The sequence below is a fragment of the Mucilaginibacter sp. McL0603 genome (assembly GCF_049992945.1).
In the GTDB taxonomy this organism is placed as follows: Bacteria; Bacteroidota; Bacteroidia; order Sphingobacteriales; family Sphingobacteriaceae; genus Mucilaginibacter.
On the sequence record NZ_CP188251.1, the window covers coordinates 644,172 to 660,931 of the forward strand.

The 16,760-nt window shown below is 40.3% G+C and carries 15 protein-coding genes; 5 read left to right on the top strand and 10 right to left on the bottom strand.

What is annotated here, in order from left to right:
- Positions 1-74: 74 nt before the first annotated feature.
- The 7 genes from ACPPVU_RS03130 to ACPPVU_RS03160 all read right to left on the bottom strand — a co-directional run bounded on the left by ACPPVU_RS03130 (position 75) and on the right by ACPPVU_RS03160 (position 9,003).
- On the bottom strand, positions 75-1,379 hold the full coding sequence (locus ACPPVU_RS03130; protein WP_426670239.1) for an MFS transporter: 1,305 nt from the start codon (positions 1,377-1,379) through the stop codon (positions 75-77).
- Entirely contained in the window at positions 1,376-2,041 is a 666-nt protein-coding gene (locus ACPPVU_RS03135) for a bifunctional 4-hydroxy-2-oxoglutarate aldolase/2-dehydro-3-deoxy-phosphogluconate aldolase (RefSeq protein WP_426670240.1), read from the bottom strand. Before ACPPVU_RS03135 ends, ACPPVU_RS03130 begins: the two co-directional genes overlap by 4 nt.
- Positions 2,042-2,054: 13 nt before the next feature.
- Entirely contained in the window at positions 2,055-3,092 is a 1,038-nt protein-coding gene (locus ACPPVU_RS03140; protein WP_426670241.1) for a PfkB family carbohydrate kinase, read from the bottom strand.
- The gene (gene uxuA, locus ACPPVU_RS03145; RefSeq protein ID WP_426670242.1) at positions 3,093-4,286 is read right to left on the bottom strand and encodes a mannonate dehydratase; all 1,194 of its coding nucleotides are present in this window, start codon (positions 4,284-4,286) and stop codon (positions 3,093-3,095) included.
- Between the two features lie 146 nt (positions 4,287-4,432).
- A complete protein-coding gene (locus ACPPVU_RS03150) occupies positions 4,433-6,124 on the bottom strand; it encodes a sodium/sugar symporter (RefSeq protein WP_426670243.1) in 1,692 nt (563 codons plus the stop codon).
- A 47-nt stretch (positions 6,125-6,171) separates the two neighbouring features.
- Positions 6,172-7,497, bottom strand: coding sequence for a xylose isomerase (gene xylA, locus ACPPVU_RS03155; protein WP_426670244.1), 1,326 nt, complete (start codon positions 7,495-7,497; stop codon positions 6,172-6,174).
- Positions 7,498-7,515: 18 nt separating this feature from the next.
- Positions 7,516-9,003, bottom strand: a complete 1,488-nt coding sequence (locus ACPPVU_RS03160; RefSeq protein ID WP_426670245.1) for a xylulokinase — start codon at positions 9,001-9,003, stop codon at positions 7,516-7,518.
- A 100-nt stretch (positions 9,004-9,103) separates the two neighbouring features.
- On the opposite strand from ACPPVU_RS03160, the gene ACPPVU_RS03165 reads away from it, so the two are divergent.
- Positions 9,104-10,135: a LacI family DNA-binding transcriptional regulator gene (locus tag ACPPVU_RS03165; protein WP_426670246.1), complete on the top strand. Its 1,032-nt coding sequence runs from the start codon at positions 9,104-9,106 to the stop codon at positions 10,133-10,135.
- A gap of 5 nt (positions 10,136-10,140) precedes the next feature.
- Here ACPPVU_RS03165 and ACPPVU_RS03170 read toward each other — a convergent pair whose 3' ends face one another.
- Positions 10,141-11,682: an alpha-N-arabinofuranosidase gene (locus ACPPVU_RS03170; protein ID WP_426670247.1), complete on the bottom strand. Its 1,542-nt coding sequence runs from the start codon at positions 11,680-11,682 to the stop codon at positions 10,141-10,143.
- 186 nt (positions 11,683-11,868) lie between these two features.
- Here ACPPVU_RS03170 and ACPPVU_RS03175 point away from each other — a divergent pair, with 186 nt between their 5' ends.
- Together ACPPVU_RS03175 and ACPPVU_RS03180 are read left to right on the top strand one after the other, a co-directional pair.
- A complete protein-coding gene (locus ACPPVU_RS03175; protein ID WP_426670248.1) occupies positions 11,869-12,312 on the top strand; it encodes a DoxX family protein in 444 nt (147 codons plus the stop codon).
- Between the two features lie 109 nt (positions 12,313-12,421).
- Positions 12,422-13,585 carry a putative sensor domain DACNV-containing protein gene (locus ACPPVU_RS03180; protein ID WP_426670249.1) on the top strand — a complete coding sequence of 388 codons (1,164 nt, stop codon included), beginning with the start codon at positions 12,422-12,424 and terminating at the stop codon, positions 13,583-13,585.
- A gap of 112 nt (positions 13,586-13,697) precedes the next feature.
- Here the strand turns inward: ACPPVU_RS03180 and ACPPVU_RS03185 are convergent, their stop codons facing one another.
- A complete protein-coding gene (locus tag ACPPVU_RS03185; protein ID WP_426670250.1) occupies positions 13,698-14,504 on the bottom strand; it encodes a DUF4350 domain-containing protein in 807 nt (268 codons plus the stop codon).
- 68 nt (positions 14,505-14,572) lie between these two features.
- Here ACPPVU_RS03185 and ACPPVU_RS03190 point away from each other — a divergent pair, with 68 nt between their 5' ends.
- The gene (locus tag ACPPVU_RS03190; protein WP_426670251.1) at positions 14,573-15,487 is read left to right on the top strand and encodes a hypothetical protein; all 915 of its coding nucleotides are present in this window, start codon (positions 14,573-14,575) and stop codon (positions 15,485-15,487) included.
- A 7-nt stretch (positions 15,488-15,494) separates the two neighbouring features.
- On the opposite strand, the gene ACPPVU_RS03195 is transcribed toward ACPPVU_RS03190, so the two are convergent.
- Positions 15,495-15,926: a response regulator gene (locus tag ACPPVU_RS03195; protein WP_426670252.1), complete on the bottom strand. Its 432-nt coding sequence runs from the start codon at positions 15,924-15,926 to the stop codon at positions 15,495-15,497.
- Positions 15,927-16,088: 162 nt separating this feature from the next.
- Here ACPPVU_RS03195 and ACPPVU_RS03200 point away from each other — a divergent pair, with 162 nt between their 5' ends.
- Positions 16,089-16,751, top strand: coding sequence for a hypothetical protein (locus tag ACPPVU_RS03200; RefSeq protein ID WP_426670253.1), 663 nt, complete (start codon positions 16,089-16,091; stop codon positions 16,749-16,751).
- Positions 16,752-16,760 lie beyond the last annotated feature (9 nt).

The window sequence follows — 16,760 nt, forward strand, 5'->3', positions numbered from 1 at the left end:
CCGCAAATATAATAAGATTGAATAATTAGACAATCTTCAAAAATGAAAATTGACATTATTCAACACAAAGTATATCAAATATTAACCTTTTTCATTTTGGGAACAAGGAAATGCATAATGCACCAGGCAAGTAAATATGATCCGCCACAAACAAAAAACATAATATAATAGGCGGTCTCTATCTGATGGATAGCACGATAATGGACAAACATATTTTTCTGCACAAATAATGACAAGCATACACTACCAATGGAGCCAAACATACCACCTATGCCGGTTACTGAACCCACCATTTTTTTAGGAAACATATCAGATACGGTAGTAAATATATTTGCACTCCAGGCCTGATGTGCTGATGCAGCCAAACCAATTATGATCACAGCCAACCACATATTTACACTGCCTAATATTTGTGCGAAAATAATCGGCACTACCGCAAATGCATAGATCAGCATGGATGTTTTACGGGCTTTAAATACAGGCCAATTTTTCTCGATCAGGCTTTTTGGCAAATAACCACCATAGATACTACCAAATATAGCCATAGTATAAACCAATGCCACCGGAAGAGCCCTACCTGTATCTTTTAATCCATATTGACTCTCCAAAAAATCAGGTAACCAAAACAGGTAAAACCACCATATCGGATCGGTTAAGAATTTGCCAACGGAAAAAGCCAAAGTTTGTCTGTAACTAAGTAATTTTGACCACGATACTTTTGAATTATCAGGTAGTTTATCAGTTTTATCGTGTTCATCAGTATCACTATTTATATAATCATATTCGGCTTTTTTTAATCGCTTTTGCTGTGACGGGGTATCATAAAACCAGAACCATAAAATAAGCCAAATAAAACCTATCGAGCCAGTAATAACAAAAGCCCATCGCCAACCCCATGCATGAACAATAAAGGGTACCGTTAATGGGGCAATGATCGGCCCTATATTAGAACCTGAATTAAATATACCTGTCGCCAAAGCCCGATCCTTCTTAGGGAACCATTCTGAAACGGTTTTTATTGCGGCAGGGAAATTTCCAGCCTCACTTAAACCCAATGCAGAGCGAACGATTATAAAACCAATTGTACTATTAGCAAGTGAGTGAAATACAGCAGAAATGCTCCATAAAAGGGTAGCAAAGAAATACCCCATTTTAGTGCCCAATCTGTCTATCAATCGACCTGCAAGTAATAACCCAATGGAGTATGCTACCTTAAAAGCTATTTCTATATTGGCATAATCGCCATCATCCCATTTGAATTCTTTAGTCAGGTCTGATTTCAAGAGGCTGATCACAGCCCTGTCGAGATAATTAACAGTTGTGGCAAAGAAAATAAGCGAGCAGATCACCCACCTGTAATTTCCTGGTTTTTCGTTCATATTTGCCTGGCGGATTGGATCAATTGTAATGTATTAACTGTATTGGTATAAAGCTGGTCGTACTGTTTATTCCATAAAATTTCTTTCGTAATTAACTTGCTTCCCATACCTACCGCACAAACGCCAGCTTTAAACCAGCCATTTAAGTTATCCAAAGTGAGATCTACTCCACCGGTTGGCATAAATAATTGGTTGCGGAACACATCCGATACTGCAGTAACATAGCCCGGACCTAAAACATTAGCAGGAAATAGTTTTATTAATGCTGCACCGTGCTGCTGTGCTAAATGTATCTCCGTTGGGGTCATGCAACCGGGTATCCAAAGTCCGCCGTGTTCATTGGTAATCATTGCTACATCCGGATTGACAATTGGTGCCACTATAAAATCGGCTCCTGCATTTACATATTTAATGGCATCTTCTTTTGTCTTTACAGTGCCGATTCCTAAATACAAATCAGGCATCGTGCTTTCCTGCGCGGCTTTTAATACTAAAAAATTCTCAAATGCTTCTTTTGCCCGGTTGGTATATTCCATCACACGCACGCCAGCTTTATACAAAGTGCGTAGTACTTCCAGGCTTACCTCAGTATCCTCATAAAAAAACAAAGGCAGCATTCCCTGCTTTAAAATGCTATCCAGTACGGCTTGTTTGTTTTTCATAGATTTTAACTTATCAACTATTCAATTTCAATAACAATTCCTCCGCCGGTATATTGGTTGTATCGCTTTCAATAAACAGTTTCTCGAAAGCTGCCATTGCTGCAAAATTGAGGGTTTGTTTAGGATCGAAATCATTGTAAAATCCATAGATCAGCCCGGCCATAAAGCAATCACCGCTACCTACTTTATTAACAATGTGCGTAGTATTAAATTCATTTGATGTATAAAATTTCTCACCGGTATATAGAGTAGCATAATAGCTAACTTTGCTTTTTGCATCAAACCTGAAAGTATTAGCTACTGCCTTGCATTTTGGATATTGCTTTATAATTTCTTCAGACGTTTTTAAAGCTTCTTTGAGATAGATACTTTTTTGACCGGATTCATGTATGTCCGGTATAACCGGGATACCCAGCATCATATCAGCAGCCCAAACGTTGCCCATTATCAAATCACAGTATTTCACTAAGTCAGGCATTACTTCATGCGCCGCTTTTCCATATTGCCATAATTTTGAGCGGTAGTTCAAGTCAACAGAAATTGCGATATTCTTTTTAGATGCGACTGCTAAAGCTTCTTTACATAGATTAGCAATATTAGGATTTAATGCCGGACATATAGCGCTGAAATGAAACCAGCTTACTCCTTCAAATTGCTTATCCCAATCTATCGTTCCAGGTTTCAATTCTGAAAACGCAGAGTTAGCGCGATCATAGATCAAGGCATCATTTTTAAGATCTTTCCCTTTAGTCAAAAAATACAATCCAAGCCTGCTGCCCTGAAATAATACCGGGGACATATCAATTTTTTGCTTTTCAAGATAAGTAACAATTTGCCGCGACATACCATTGTCAGGCAGGGCAGTAATGTATTTTGCAGGTATATTCCATAAAGCCAAAGCGGTTGCGACGTTGAGTTCTGCTCCTGCAATGTAAAATGGGAATGAGTTCTCTTTCAGCCAGTCACCGCCCTCATCGGGCGAAATCCGCAGCAGTAATTCGCCGAACGAAAGTACGGTTCCCTGAAAGCCTATTTTTAAAGGATCGCTCATTTACTGATATAACGTATTTTTGATACCCATTTCCAAACCCCTCAATTCGGCCAGGCCCTTTAAACGACCGATAGCAGAATAACCCGGGAAAGTATTGTAATTAAAATCATCCAATAGTTTATGCCCATGATCAGGTCGCATTGGTATAGCAATATCGTCCCTGCCGCTATCCATTCTCTTTTTTTGTTCCAGGATTATATTTTTCATCACCGCACACATATCTGTGCTGCCACCCAAATGATCGGCCTCATAAAAGCTGCCGTCGGCTTCGCGCTGAACATTTCTTAAATGCAGAAAATGGATATGCTTACCCAATCTTTCGATCATTCGCGGTAGATTATTATCTGCACGTGCTCCTAATGAGCCTGTACAAAAAGTAAGCCCATTACTTGGTGATGGTGCCGCATTTACTACATCCAGCAGATCATTTTCTGTTGATATTATTCTTGGTAACCCGAAAATTGGAAACGGAGGATCATCCGGATGGATGCACATTTTTACCCCCAGCTTTTCAGCCTCTGGAATGATAGCTTGTAAAAACCAGGCTAAATTTTCTTTAAGTCTTGCTGCATCAACATCATTGTAGTTTTCAAGATGACCTTTAAATTGATCGATAGTCAGTACGTCTTTTGTCCCGGGCAAACCCGCCATTACGTTACTGGTCAATCTGTTTTTTTCTTCAGTACCCAAGCTGTCAAAATACAATTTGGCGTCTTGCTTCTGCTGTATTGTAAACTCTTTATATGCGTCTTCGCGCTCCAAAATGTACAAGTCAAAAGCTGCCAGTGCAGGTGCATAGAAACGCAAGGCTGAAGCACCGTTTGGTAAGCGATAATCAATATCAGTACGCGTCCAATCAAGCACCGGCATAAAATTATAGCATACTGTCTTAATGCCTGCTTGTGACAGATTCTTCAGGGAAGCGATGTATTTCTCAGCATACTTTTCCCGTTCAGTACCGGCTGTTTTTATGCTTTCATGAATGTTCACACTCTCTACTACCGACCATTTCAGCCCGGCTGAAAGAATGACATTCTTACGTTTTTCGATCTCGTCAATAGTCCAAACCTCACCGCTTGGGATATGATGTAAAGCGGTAACAATACCGGTAGCTCCTGTTTGCCTGATGGCAGCTAAAGTTACCGGGTCGGACGGGCCGTACCAGCGAAAAGTTTGCTCAAGGTTACTGAACATGCGATAGATGGTTTATAAAATCAGAGCCTAAATATAAGATAAATTGGTTTTAACTATAATGATATACAATTGGATTGTTACAATGGAAAATAAAAAAGGCGCTCTGAAATTGAGCGCCTTGTAATTATTGATTGATTTGAATTTTATTACCAGTAAACGGTATATAATACTGTTAAAATAATACAGATTGCAAGAGCTCCAAATGTGAAGCCACGGCTTGGTTTAAACATAGAGGCATCGACTTCCAACCCGTTTGTTGTAACTCCCCGTGCAGTTTCTATTTTAGATATGATATACATACCGACCATACAGATGATGAACACAAACCCCATCCTATCCAAAAATGGTATTTCATAGGTTGTGTCGGTGGTGAGCTTTGAAAAACCATAGGGTGAAAGGAATTTTAAATTTGCAAAATAAGGCAGGAATTTAAAGAAAACTGAAAATACAAACCCTCCTATAGTTGCAAATAAAGCCGCATTGGAAGTAGCTTTTTTCCAGAAAAACCCTAAGAAGAACATCGCAAATATGCCCGGCGATACAAAGCCGGTATATTCCTGAATATATTGAAAGCCTTGTTTGCCCTCACCCATTAACGCATTGCCAATTATTAATGATAATATTACCCCAAGTATCATGGCTACCACCACGGAATATTTCCCTAAAACAACAAGTTGCTTATCTGTAGCATCCGGTTTGATGGCTTTTTTATAAATATCAAGGGTAAAGATAGTTGCGATACTATTTGCCTTGCCAGCTAACGAGGCCACTATAGCGGCAGTAAGCGCTGCAAAAGATAATCCCTTTAAACCTGAGGGCAGTAAATTAAGCAAAGATGGATATGCTTTATTAACATCAACAACTCCATTGCCAGTAAGCATTTCCTGGTGGAACATTCCTTGCTGGTATAGTTGGAAAGCCGCTATACCTGGTAACACTACAATAACAGGCATCAATAATTTAAGAAAAGCTGCAAATAGTATACCACTGCGGGCAGTTTTCAAGTCTGCGCCTAAGGCCCTTTGTGTTATATATTGATTACAGCCCCAATAGTTCAGATTAGTGATCCACATACCGCCAATTAACACCGATAGGCCCGGCAGATCCATGTAATTTGGATTATCTTTCTTGAATATCATCTGGAAGTGATCGCTCGCGTGTTCTTTAAGTAAAGCAAAACCACGTAAGAGTCCGGTAGTACCCGCTTTCTCACTAATTAGGTTTAAGGCAAGATAAGTGGCCACCAGCCCGCCTAATATTAATACAAACACCTGTATAACATCGGTATAACCAATTACCTTCATACCACCCAGGGTGATAACGATAGAAAATAATGCCAGTCCGGCAATACACCAATAAAGACCTATTCCTGAGATACCAGATACAGCTAACGCTCCAAGATAGAGGATAGACATTAGATTAACAACGATGTACAAGAACAACCAGAAAATAGCCATAATCATAGCCACCTTACCATTATACCGCTGATGCAAAAACTGCGGCATAGTATATATCTTATTTTTAAGATATACTGGTATAAAGAATACGGCTACTATAACCAATGTAAGCGCAGCCATCCACTCGTAAGTAGATATGGCCAGCCCCATCTTAAACCCTGAACCGCTCATACCGATCATCTGTTCGGCTGAGATATTGGAAGCGATAAGCGATGCACCTATTGCCCACCATGTTAATGAGCCTGCGGCCAAAAAGTAATCTTTTGAAGTGGCATCAGCGTTGTGCTTGCGTTTGTATACCCACCAACCATAACTGGCAACTATAACAAAGTAGATCAAAAATACGGCATAATCGCCATAGGAGAGGGTTTTTAGGTTCATTATTTAGTTTATATTTGGGTTTAATATGTTGGTTTGACAATTATAAACTATATGAATCGATTTATCAAATTTTCGAGATATTCTTGTCTGCCGCTCAGTGTTTTGGGTTCACCGTTTGCGATAGCATAGTCTCTGAGGCCTTCCAGGCTTACTTTTCCTTCTTCAAAAGCTTTGCCTGTGCCACTGTCAAATGAAGCGTACCGGTCTTTTCTGATCTTTTTATAATCTGATTTCTGCAGGATCTGATCGGCAATAACAAGCGCCCTGGCAAAAATATCCATACCGCCAATGTGCGCATAGAAAAGGTCAGCCGGATCAGTTGAGTTTCTGCGGATCTTGGCGTCGAAGTTTATGCCACCGCCGGCAAAGCCACCAGCCTCTAGTATGATCAGCATATATTCAACCACCTCACCAATATTATTAGGGAACTGGTCTGTATCCCATCCATTCTGAGCATCACCACGGTTAGCGTCAATAGAGCCTAACAAACCAGCGTCAGCAGCTACTTGCAAATCATGCTGAAAGGTATGGCCGGCTAAGGTTGCATGGTTCACCTCCAGATTAAGTTTCATGTCTTTCAGCAAATCGTATTTCTGTAAGAAGCCGAGTACGGTAGCGGCATCATAATCGTATTGGTGCTTAGTTGGTTCACATGGTTTTGGTTCGATAAAGAATGTCCCTTTAAACCCTTGTTTGCGGGCATAATCTATTGATGCATGTAAAAATTGGGCAAAATGTTCCTGCTCACGTTTCATGTCGGTATTAAGCAGGGTCATATAGCCTTCACGACCACCCCAGAACACGTAGTTTTCACCACCTAAAGCAATGGTTGCATCCAAAGCAGCTTTCACCTGTGCTGCCGCATGTGTTAATACATGGAAATCCGGATTGGTTGAAGCACCGTTCATATACCTGCGGTTAGAGAACAGGTTCGCAGTTCCCCAAAGCAGCTTTACACCGCTCGCAGCCTGTTTTTGTTTGGCATAATCAACCAAAGCCTGCAGACGCTTATCATTTTCATTGATGTTATTGGTATAATCCACTACATCCACATCATGAAAACAATAGTAAGGGAGGTTCATTTTGGTGATGAACTCAAAAGCTGCATCCATTTTGTCTTTGGCACGTTCCACTGCATCCGCTTTTTCATTCCATGTGAATAAGTGTGTCGGTTCACCAAAAGGATCGGCACCCGAACCACAGAATGAATGCCAGTAAGCACAGGCAAAACGCAAGTGATCTTTCATCGATTTTCCCGCTACTATTTTATTCGCATCATACCAGCGGAATGCCAGTGGGTTATCACTTTGAGGGCCTTCGTATTTTACTTCGCCTATACCTTTAAAAAATTCTTTTTCGCCTATGGTAGCCATGATTGTTGATTTATATAGTTATTGATTGGTCTTTTCTAATTGTGTTTTAAGCAGATTTTTCCAGTCCTGGTAAATGGGTTCAAATTTGGTATTTGCCGGTTCTACAGTTTTTATTTTTTTCATCTTACTGAAAGCTTCCGCGGCAGTCGCAAATATCCCTGAGCCAATACCTGCTCCTAATGCAGCACCAGCACTACCATCATTTTTATATAGCTCGACAGGTACGCCGGTAGCATTTACAAATATTTCGGTGAACAGATCGCTCATAAAAAGATTGGCTTTGCCTGCTCGAATGACAGACGGATTCATGCCGTTTTCGCGCATAATATCTAACCCATATCTGAATGCGCAGGCAATGCCTTCCTGCACTGCTCTGAAAATATGGGATTGGCTGTGTATATTCAGGTCGATATTTTGAATATGCGCGCCAATTGGTTTATTAGCAAGCATACGCTCCACTCCATTTCCGAAAGGTAAAATCCGCAAACCATAGCAACCGGATGGGGCCTCTGTTGCTTTTTCATTCATTTGCGCAAAGCTTAATGATGGTCCGTAAAGGCTTCTTACCCAGCTGTACAATCTGCCTGTGCCATTTATACAAAGCAGAACGCCGAGACGCTTTTGCTCTTCAGCATAATTAACATGGGCAAATGTGTTTACCCTTGATTGCGGATCATAAGTCAGCTGATCGCTTACCCCGTAGATCACTCCTGATGTCCCGGCTGTCGCAGCAACTTCGCCCGGATTGAGCACATTTAAGGAAAGCGCATTATTTGGCTGATCTCCTGCTTTGTAGGTAATAGGTATGCCCGCTTTCAATCTTAATTTTTCGGCAACTGACCTTAAAAGGGTGCCATGGCTTGAAAAAACGGGTTGAATGGCAGGAAAAAAGGTTTTATTAAAACCGAAATAATCCAGCACATCTTTTGATAATTTATCGCTTTTAAAATCATAAAAGATACCCTCAGACAAAGCCGAGACCGAAGTGTTAATCTCTCCTGTTAATTTCATGGAGATAAAATCGCCCGGCAGCATGATCTTATCAATCTGATCATATATTTCCGGTTCGTTTTCCTTCACCCACGCCAGTTTGGATGCCGTAAAGTTTCCGGGTGAGTTAAGCAGATGTCTCAGACATTTTTTTTCTCCAATAGCAGTTAATGCCTTATTCCCAATTTCAACTGCGCGGCTATCACACCAGATAATACTATTACGGAGCACATGTTGATCTTTGTTTACCAACACAAGCCCATGCATCTGGTAAGCAATGCCAATAGCAGAAATGTCATGCGGATTGTATTTGCCGCTATTGTTACAGAGTTCTATAGCATGTTGTACCTGTTGCCACCACATATCAGGCGATTGTTCGGCCCAGCCGGGTTGCGGTGCCAAAATAGGGCTTTCGTTATCCGGATATTGCGCAGATGCTATCGCAGTTTGTGAAGCAGCATCCACAACGGATACTTTAATGGATGATGTTCCTATATCAATACCTAATAGCAGCATGGTTTATTCGGGTTCGGAATATAATTGACGTCGAAATTAGAATATTTTTTTGTTTTGCAATCGATTGCCGAAATTTATTTTATCATTTTTACAATTCGAAATGAAACAGAAAAAAAGAATTACTATTTATGATATCGCTAAAAAGCTGAATATTGCTGCGTCATCTGTATCAAGGGCGCTTAATAACAGCGGAAATATAAATGAAAAAACCAGGAAACTGGTGATGGCAACAGCTGCCGATCTCAATTATAAGCGTAACGCGCTAGCTTCAAACCTACGTATGGGGCATTCTAAAACTATTGGAATTGTGGTACCCCGCATCAATCAAAACTTTTTTTCAAATGTGATTGCCGGTATTGAGGAAGCTTCTTATCAGAAAGGATACAATCTTATTATTTGTCAGTCTAATGAATCACATGAAAAAGAAGTACAGTGTGTAAATACGCTGATTAACCAACATGTGGATTGTATTGTTATATCAGTTTCGGCTGATGGCAATGATTATAAGCATTTGCAAAATGTAATTGATAATGAGATACAACTGATACAATTTGACCGTGTAACAGATGAGCTTGAAACGCTAAAGGTAATCAACGATACCGAGCAGGTATCCCTGGAAGCCGTATCACATATGATCGAGCAGGGTTATAAACGGATCGCCTTACTTGAAGGGCCACAAAACCTGCATATTTTCAAGCAAAGGAAAACGGGTTATCTTAATGCCCTGAAGAAACATAATATACCTGTTGCAGAAGAGTTAATTGTTAAAAATGCCTGGACCAAAGAGTTGGGGGCCAAGGCAACAAAAAAGCTTTTAAACCTGCCAAACCCACCCGATGCCATATTTGCTTCGACATCTGATTTTTCTGCTTTAGGAGTATTGGAAGTAGCTTCGGCAATGGGTATAAAAGTACCCTCAGAATTGGGCATATGCGGGTATTCTAATGAAGCTTTTACAGAAATAACAAGTCCCTCAATTACCACCATTGATCAGTTTAGTATTTACATGGGTGAAACAATAGCTGATCTCTATTTCAGGGAAATGGACCAGGAAGAATCATCCCGTACACCCAAAACCATCAGTATTAAGCCTAAGTTGATTGTCAGGGCGTCTACAAGGAAAATGGGTTAACAAGATCAATTCAATTCAAGTGTTACAACTGATTTTGCCGGCAGATCAATAACCAGCTTCCTACCATCATTTTTTGCACCGTTGAAATTGGCTATGCGCACTTTATCAGGTTGCTGGAAAGTGTTTACATCTGTTAAATTGGCCGAAGTCAATATTTGCCCGCTTACCTTATTCCATTTCAGGCCATCAAGATTCGTACTTACAGCTATGCTGTTATGCGGATCAAGGTTGACCAGCGAGACATGTATTTTACCAGAAGAGTCTTGTGATGCTGAAATATTTACTGCAGGAACTTTCTTTCCATCAAATTCATAATCCGGTGTATTGAGCTTTACAGGCAAATACTTAGCATCCTGGTGTACCTTATATAAATCGAATATATGGTAAGTTGGCGTTAGCAGCATCTTATCCTTGTCTGTTAGAATAAGTGATTGCAGCACATTTACAGTTTGCGCCAGATTGGCCATTTTTACCCTGTCGCAATGATTGTTGAATATATTTAAGTTAGTTGCGGCTATCAACGCATCGCGCAGACTGTTTTGCTGGTAAAGAAACCCAGGATTAGTGCCCGGTTCTACATCTGTCCATACGCCCCATTCGTCTACTACCAAAGCCACACGTTTTTCGGGATCATATTTATCCATAATGGCTGAGTGCTTGTTGATTAGCTCCTCCATTTTCAGCGAATTCACCATCGTACTGAAATATTCCCTCTCATCAAAACTGGTTGCTGACCCCTTTTTTTCCCAGTTACCTGTCGGAATAGTATAATAATGCAAAGATAGTCCCCACATACCAGTTCCGATGTTCTTCATGCATACTTCAGTCCAGTTATAATCATCAGCATTAGGGCCGCTGGCAATTTTTTTGAGTCTCGCGCCCGGGTAGTTCCTGGCATAAGTTGCATAACGTTTATATTGATCGGCGTAAAATCCGGGAGTCATATTACCTCCGCAGCCCCAGCTTTCGTTTCCCACACCCCAAAAAGTAACTTTATATGGTTCAGGGTGACCGTTTTGTTTTCTTAACTGGGTCATTGTACTTTCACCATCCAGGTTGAGGTATTCTATCCATTTAGACATTTCCTCTACAGTACCACTGCCTACATTACCGGCAATGTATGGCTCGCAACCTATTAGCTTGCAAAGCTCCAGGAACTCATGCGTGCCAAAACTATTATCATCCGTCACATTTCCCCAGTTGGTATTTACCATTTTTGGGCGTTGTTCCCGTGGACCAATGCCGTCTCTCCAATGATATTCATCAGCAAAGCAACCGCCCGGCCAGCGTAGGTCCGGTATCTTTATTTTTTTTAAGGCATTTACTACATCAAGCCGTATCCTGTCCTGCTTTTCTACGGGCAGGGATTGATCCACCCAAAAACCACCATAAATACCATGGCCCAAATGCTCGGCAAACTGACCATAAATGAAACGGCTTACTGTTAGCTTGGAATCGCTACTTACATCAGCTGTAGCAGTTTTTTGTGCAGAAGCGTTAAGGCATAGTATTGTTAATACTACGGATAGGAATACATTGGTTCTCATTTTATAAATGTATAAAGAACAATTATATTAATCCAAAAATTATTATCCAACTTGCTATGTTACTGCTGATAAGATCTATTGTATTTACATTTCACCGAATGAAAAACTGCTTGACCAAATGCAATATTTTTGTTACATTTGATTTACAACCAATTATTTCCTAAATCTAAATTAGAGGGGCTTATCATGAATTTGATTCATAAAATTGAAAGTTGGGGAGACAGTCATCATCCCAAATTCCTGGATGTTATTCGCATAATTCTGGGTGTCTTTTTATTACTGAAGGGCTTGGGCTTTATGGACAATACTGCCTATTTGAGATCGGTTATTGAAAACCGGTCTGACATTTCTGTTTCTCCGGATATATTAATGGCGCTGGTTTATTACGTCACCTTTGTCCATCTGGTAGGGGGGACACTAATTGCATTGGGTGTTCTTACCCGTTTTTCATCCATTATGCAGATACCTGTAGTATTTGGAGCAGTTTTCTTTATCAATATGTTTCAATCACCCTTTAACACCGATATGGCATCATCGATAACTGCCTTGATTTTCCTGATTGTATTTGCAGTAATCGGTTCAGGAAAGCTGTCATTGGAAAACTATCTGCATAACCAGGAGGATGTATAGTTTCAAGGTCATCTCAAAAGCATCTTAACGTAATATTTTGAGGTCGCTGTATCTCTGATAGGAATTTGGGTAAATTAGTATCGTAATTTTGCCCGAATAAAATCCTACTATGAATAATGATATCAGGTCGATGATAAGTGAAACTTCTTATAAAGCTGCACGTTTGGTTTCCGGAGCTATTGAAAAGCATTTTGCACATCAATTGGCCGCTGCTGCCGAACGTGGAGAGGATGACCTGGCACCTGAACCCCAGAAACAAATAATCGAGGCTATTATTGATACCGCTTTCTGGACAAGCTTACGAAAAGAAGAAGGCCGTTCACCAAAGATCTCATTGGCATTTCTTCCGCCTGATAAAACAAAAAAGCCCTTAATTTTCGAACAACGCCTGGCGTTTACACCTGAGGCTTTAACTAAACTGGCACCTGCGGTAGAACGTTCCGGCATTCACCTTGGCGTATGGCAGGATGAGGATGAAATATACATTTGGGGTACTACACATGACATTCCGGGTTTTTGCTTTGTGCTGGAAGTGGTTGAAGCAGGACTACTGGTTATTAAACACAGGCGGGTTGATGGTTTTGGCAAGTTTGTAAACGTAGCTGTATTAAATGGCGACGAAGTAAAAGTAGTAGACGAGCAAAGTGTAAGTCTGCCTGATTGCCCGGCTCTATTAACTTCATTACTTGGCTTTAGTTCACCTGCATCCTGGAACGACGCTGTTAACCTGCATGTACAACTGGCAGTTTCTATGCGCGCGCATAAACATGGTGGCTTATTGTTAGTAGTACCTTCTGATAACGACAGCTGGCGCGAATCGATCATCCACCCGATCTCATATGCTGTTTCGCCTGCCTTTAGTGGCCTGGCCGACTTGATGCGGGAAAAAGTGAGCAAACAGAACCTTGTAATGTGGCAGGAGGAGTTTAATCGCGAAGTTGAAAAAGTGGCAGGACTTACCGCAGTTGATGGAGCGACCATTATCAATGATAAGCATGAACTGCTGGCCTTCGGTGCAAAAATAACTCGCCCCTTCGGTGGTGAAACCGTTAAAGAGATCATGGTAACCGAGCCTATTATTGACAGCCCGGCACAGATTATGGCACCCGGTCAGGATGGTGGTACAAGGCATTTTGCAGCAGCCCAGTTTGTGTATGATCAGCGCGATGCTTTTGCATTAGTGGCTTCGCAGGATGGAAGGTTTACAATCTTCTCCTGGTCGCCATGTGATGATATTGTGCATGCACACAGGGTGGATACCTTGTTGCTATAAATTTGTCTGAACCCTGATTGGCATGATTTAGGTAGTTATAGGATTTTCTACCTAAAAAAGGTAAAACATAATCAGGTTAATCTATAAGTCCTATAAATCAAGGTCCAGACAATTATCGATGTTTTTCCGGTATCTGCTGTATCAGCCATAGCGCAAGATCATTAGCCGCTTTATCATTTTCAAAACTTTTCGGCAAACGGCCATTAGTATATTCATTATACAGCCAGGGATCACCAACAGCTATCACTGTACCCCTTCCTAAATGAGAAATGGCTATAATAACAGCCTCACCATCCTGCAATGCCGGAGTCGCGGGCGGAGTGATCGTTAGCGAGCAAATATCCTTCATGAATATCTTTTTTGCTGTGATCAATACGGGATTATAAGAATCAATCGTAAATGCACCATCCTCAAAATGCTGATCATCTTTGACATGATTCCGCAGATCATCATTAAAATGAATGCCAAATTTTTCGGCAAGGGTATTAAAATGTTTTAATTCTACATTAGCACTGTCATTAGCCATCAATAGTAATACTCCACCTTTTCTAACCCAATCTGTAATAACTTTTACATTATCTGGTTCAATGTATTTAGGATTAGGACTTTCTTTTTTTGTGTCGGGATCAACAATAATATAAACATCTGCGGAGCCGAGAACATCAGGATCGGGCGGGCCATGAAGTTCAATAATGCCTGTGGCGCCGGCAGTTTTAAATGCAGCCTTAAATATGGAAAATCCATTATTATCGGTCTCATTCCACTTATAATGATAAGAGATCATTTGGCCGGCAGCATCTTTCATATGCTCATCATTAAAATAAGAATCGAGCAATACCTGTTTTCGTTGCTGGGCCTTAACTGGAAGGGCTATAATAGCCAAAATGATTATTAAAAAGTACGGGTAGGGTTTACACATGGTCTAAATAATAGAGAAGCAATTTATCCAAAGATTATTGATTTTTGCTATTTTGAGCCGATTTTTATATGAGACAATTCTGGTTCCTGCTGCTTTTGCTTATTTCTATATGTTGTATTTCGTGCGATCATTTTCATGCTAAAAAAGGTTTACCCTTTGGTACAGTAAAAGGAACACATTTCAAAGAGGTGCGCCGGATCTTCAATAATGGGCTTAAATTTGATAAGCAAGGATATCAATTAGAACCCTCATGGGACCTTTACTTTTTATCTGATGACTCAGTATTGGTATTTAGCCCGAAGACGAAGAAATATTATGGCTTTCATGTCTATTTTGATCATGATTCTATATTCAACATGGTTGATGCCTGGTTTAAGGTAAAAAAGATAGCTACAGATAGCCTCATTTTACAAGCCTTAAGAGTTGAAAACAAAATTATCCTGGATGATGATGAGGGCTCAAAAGTGTTTCTTACTTTTTATTCAGACCGGTACATAAAAACTCACTCTGCTGAAAGTATTCGAAAGATGGGTATTCCCGGTCCTAAGGATACTTTATTTATAAGGGCAAGAACCAAACTGGTAAACACTAAAATTGACAGTGCATTCGCTGCAAGAGAACCAGTTGTATTAAAAAGCAAGTCACCATTAGTCGCAGTTGAAAAGGTGGAAAGGGTATCGACACCAATTGAAGAGGTGGATGCATCTGATAATTACCTCGCTCCGGAATATAATATCGCCATTCAGAAAGCGTATGAGGATTTTGACTATTCATTTTATGTTTATGTGGATGATAAAGGCAAAATGTATTTCCGGAAATCCGCTATCGCCTGTCTTCCTGAATATAGAGCAACGTATGAACAAATAATGAAAGGCCTGATTGATGGCTACCTGCATCATTATCTTGATGTTACCCCTGGCAGTACTTTAGGGATCGTACATGCCAGCTCTATTTTGTTAAATGTGGCAGGTAAAAAAGAATAAGCCTGGTTTAACAAGCAGTTTCTATCATTACAAATCTATCTATAGGTGATTCTATCTGAAGTACTAATTTTTGAAGCACTTCTTTTGTTATAGGCTTCAGCATAAATGCTTTCACAAAAGCGTATTCTTTGGCGCGTTCTACGTCTTCCGGATATTTATTGGCAGATAATATATAAACGTCTAAAGGCTTAGGCAAAGAAGGATGTAACCATTTTATCCTATCGAGGAAATCCCAGGCATTAATACCAGGCATGTAAATATCCAGTAAAATAATATCAGGCATTTGTTCCTCGTTCAACTTGCGTTGTGATAGCAGACTAAGTACGCCAAGACAGGTGTCGGTACAATTTACTTCGCATGATGATCCGTAACAAGTCAATATTTTTTTGAGTATAAATTGGTCTAACTGGCAATCGTCGATGTAGGTTACTTTGTTCATGATGGTAGTGCTTAAAATGTATATCCAAAAGTATATACCAGCCTACTTTTATCATGCAGGGTTTCTACGGGATTGTCTGCGTATTATTACGGATTTACAGATTTCAGTTTCCGCGGTAATAGATGACTGATTTTTGATAATTTAGCCGCTTATAAAAACATCATGTCAATAAAGAAAGCCTCTTTATACCTAATAATAGTTTTAGCCGGGTTTAGCTCATGCAGCCATAAAAAAGTAATACAGGGGTCTATATCCTATGATATTGAGTATAAATTACCTGATAGTCTGCACAAGTATTTGTTCTACTTACCACGATCAGCCAAAGTATTTTTCAAAGGCGACTCTGCAGTGAGTATCCAACAGATGAATGACGAATCAACAACGGTTATTACGTATAAACCAACCGACTTTATGCGCGTGCTGCTTGCTTCAAGTGCAAAAAAATATGTGATAGACTACGATAAAGCTGACCAGGCTGAAGAGTCACCGGCCAGGCTTGGGTATAGCTATGAAGCATCAACAGAAACGCGCACAATCGCCGGTCATAAAGCTTTAAAATATACACTAACAGATAAAGTAACTGGCGAAAGTGCAGAGGCTTGGTTTACAAAAGAAATTAGTGTGATCCCAAATTCGTTAACAATGCCTTTTGATACAACGAAGGGCGTACCGCTTTCTTTTACAGTTAATCACAATGGGATGATAATCAAAACAACAGTAAAGGAGATAAAATTTGAACCTGTGCCCGTTGCAATATTTTCGACGCCGGCAGGTTACGAGCCGCTAACACCAAAGCAACTGAGAGAAATGCCGGTGGAAAACTAGTGTCACGTC

Coding starts and splice junctions, on each gene's coding strand:
- ACPPVU_RS03130 (WP_426670239.1), bottom strand. CDS start 1,379: ATGAACGAAAAACCAGGAAATTACAGGTGGGTGATCTGCTCGCTTATT.
- ACPPVU_RS03135 (WP_426670240.1), bottom strand. CDS start 2,041: ATGAAAAACAAACAAGCCGTACTGGATAGCATTTTAAAGCAGGGAATG.
- ACPPVU_RS03140 (WP_426670241.1), bottom strand. CDS start 3,092: ATGAGCGATCCTTTAAAAATAGGCTTTCAGGGAACCGTACTTTCGTTC.
- uxuA (WP_426670242.1), bottom strand. CDS start 4,286: ATGTTCAGTAACCTTGAGCAAACTTTTCGCTGGTACGGCCCGTCCGAC.
- ACPPVU_RS03150 (WP_426670243.1), bottom strand. CDS start 6,124: ATGAACCTAAAAACCCTCTCCTATGGCGATTATGCCGTATTTTTGATC.
- xylA (WP_426670244.1), bottom strand. CDS start 7,497: ATGGCTACCATAGGCGAAAAAGAATTTTTTAAAGGTATAGGCGAAGTA.
- ACPPVU_RS03160 (WP_426670245.1), bottom strand. CDS start 9,003: ATGCTGCTATTAGGTATTGATATAGGAACATCATCCATTAAAGTATCC.
- ACPPVU_RS03165 (WP_426670246.1), top strand. CDS start 9,104: ATGAAACAGAAAAAAAGAATTACTATTTATGATATCGCTAAAAAGCTG.
- ACPPVU_RS03170 (WP_426670247.1), bottom strand. CDS start 11,682: ATGAGAACCAATGTATTCCTATCCGTAGTATTAACAATACTATGCCTT.
- ACPPVU_RS03175 (WP_426670248.1), top strand. CDS start 11,869: ATGAATTTGATTCATAAAATTGAAAGTTGGGGAGACAGTCATCATCCC.
- ACPPVU_RS03180 (WP_426670249.1), top strand. CDS start 12,422: ATGAATAATGATATCAGGTCGATGATAAGTGAAACTTCTTATAAAGCT.
- ACPPVU_RS03185 (WP_426670250.1), bottom strand. CDS start 14,504: ATGTGTAAACCCTACCCGTACTTTTTAATAATCATTTTGGCTATTATA.
- ACPPVU_RS03190 (WP_426670251.1), top strand. CDS start 14,573: ATGAGACAATTCTGGTTCCTGCTGCTTTTGCTTATTTCTATATGTTGT.
- ACPPVU_RS03195 (WP_426670252.1), bottom strand. CDS start 15,926: ATGAACAAAGTAACCTACATCGACGATTGCCAGTTAGACCAATTTATA.
- ACPPVU_RS03200 (WP_426670253.1), top strand. CDS start 16,089: ATGTCAATAAAGAAAGCCTCTTTATACCTAATAATAGTTTTAGCCGGG.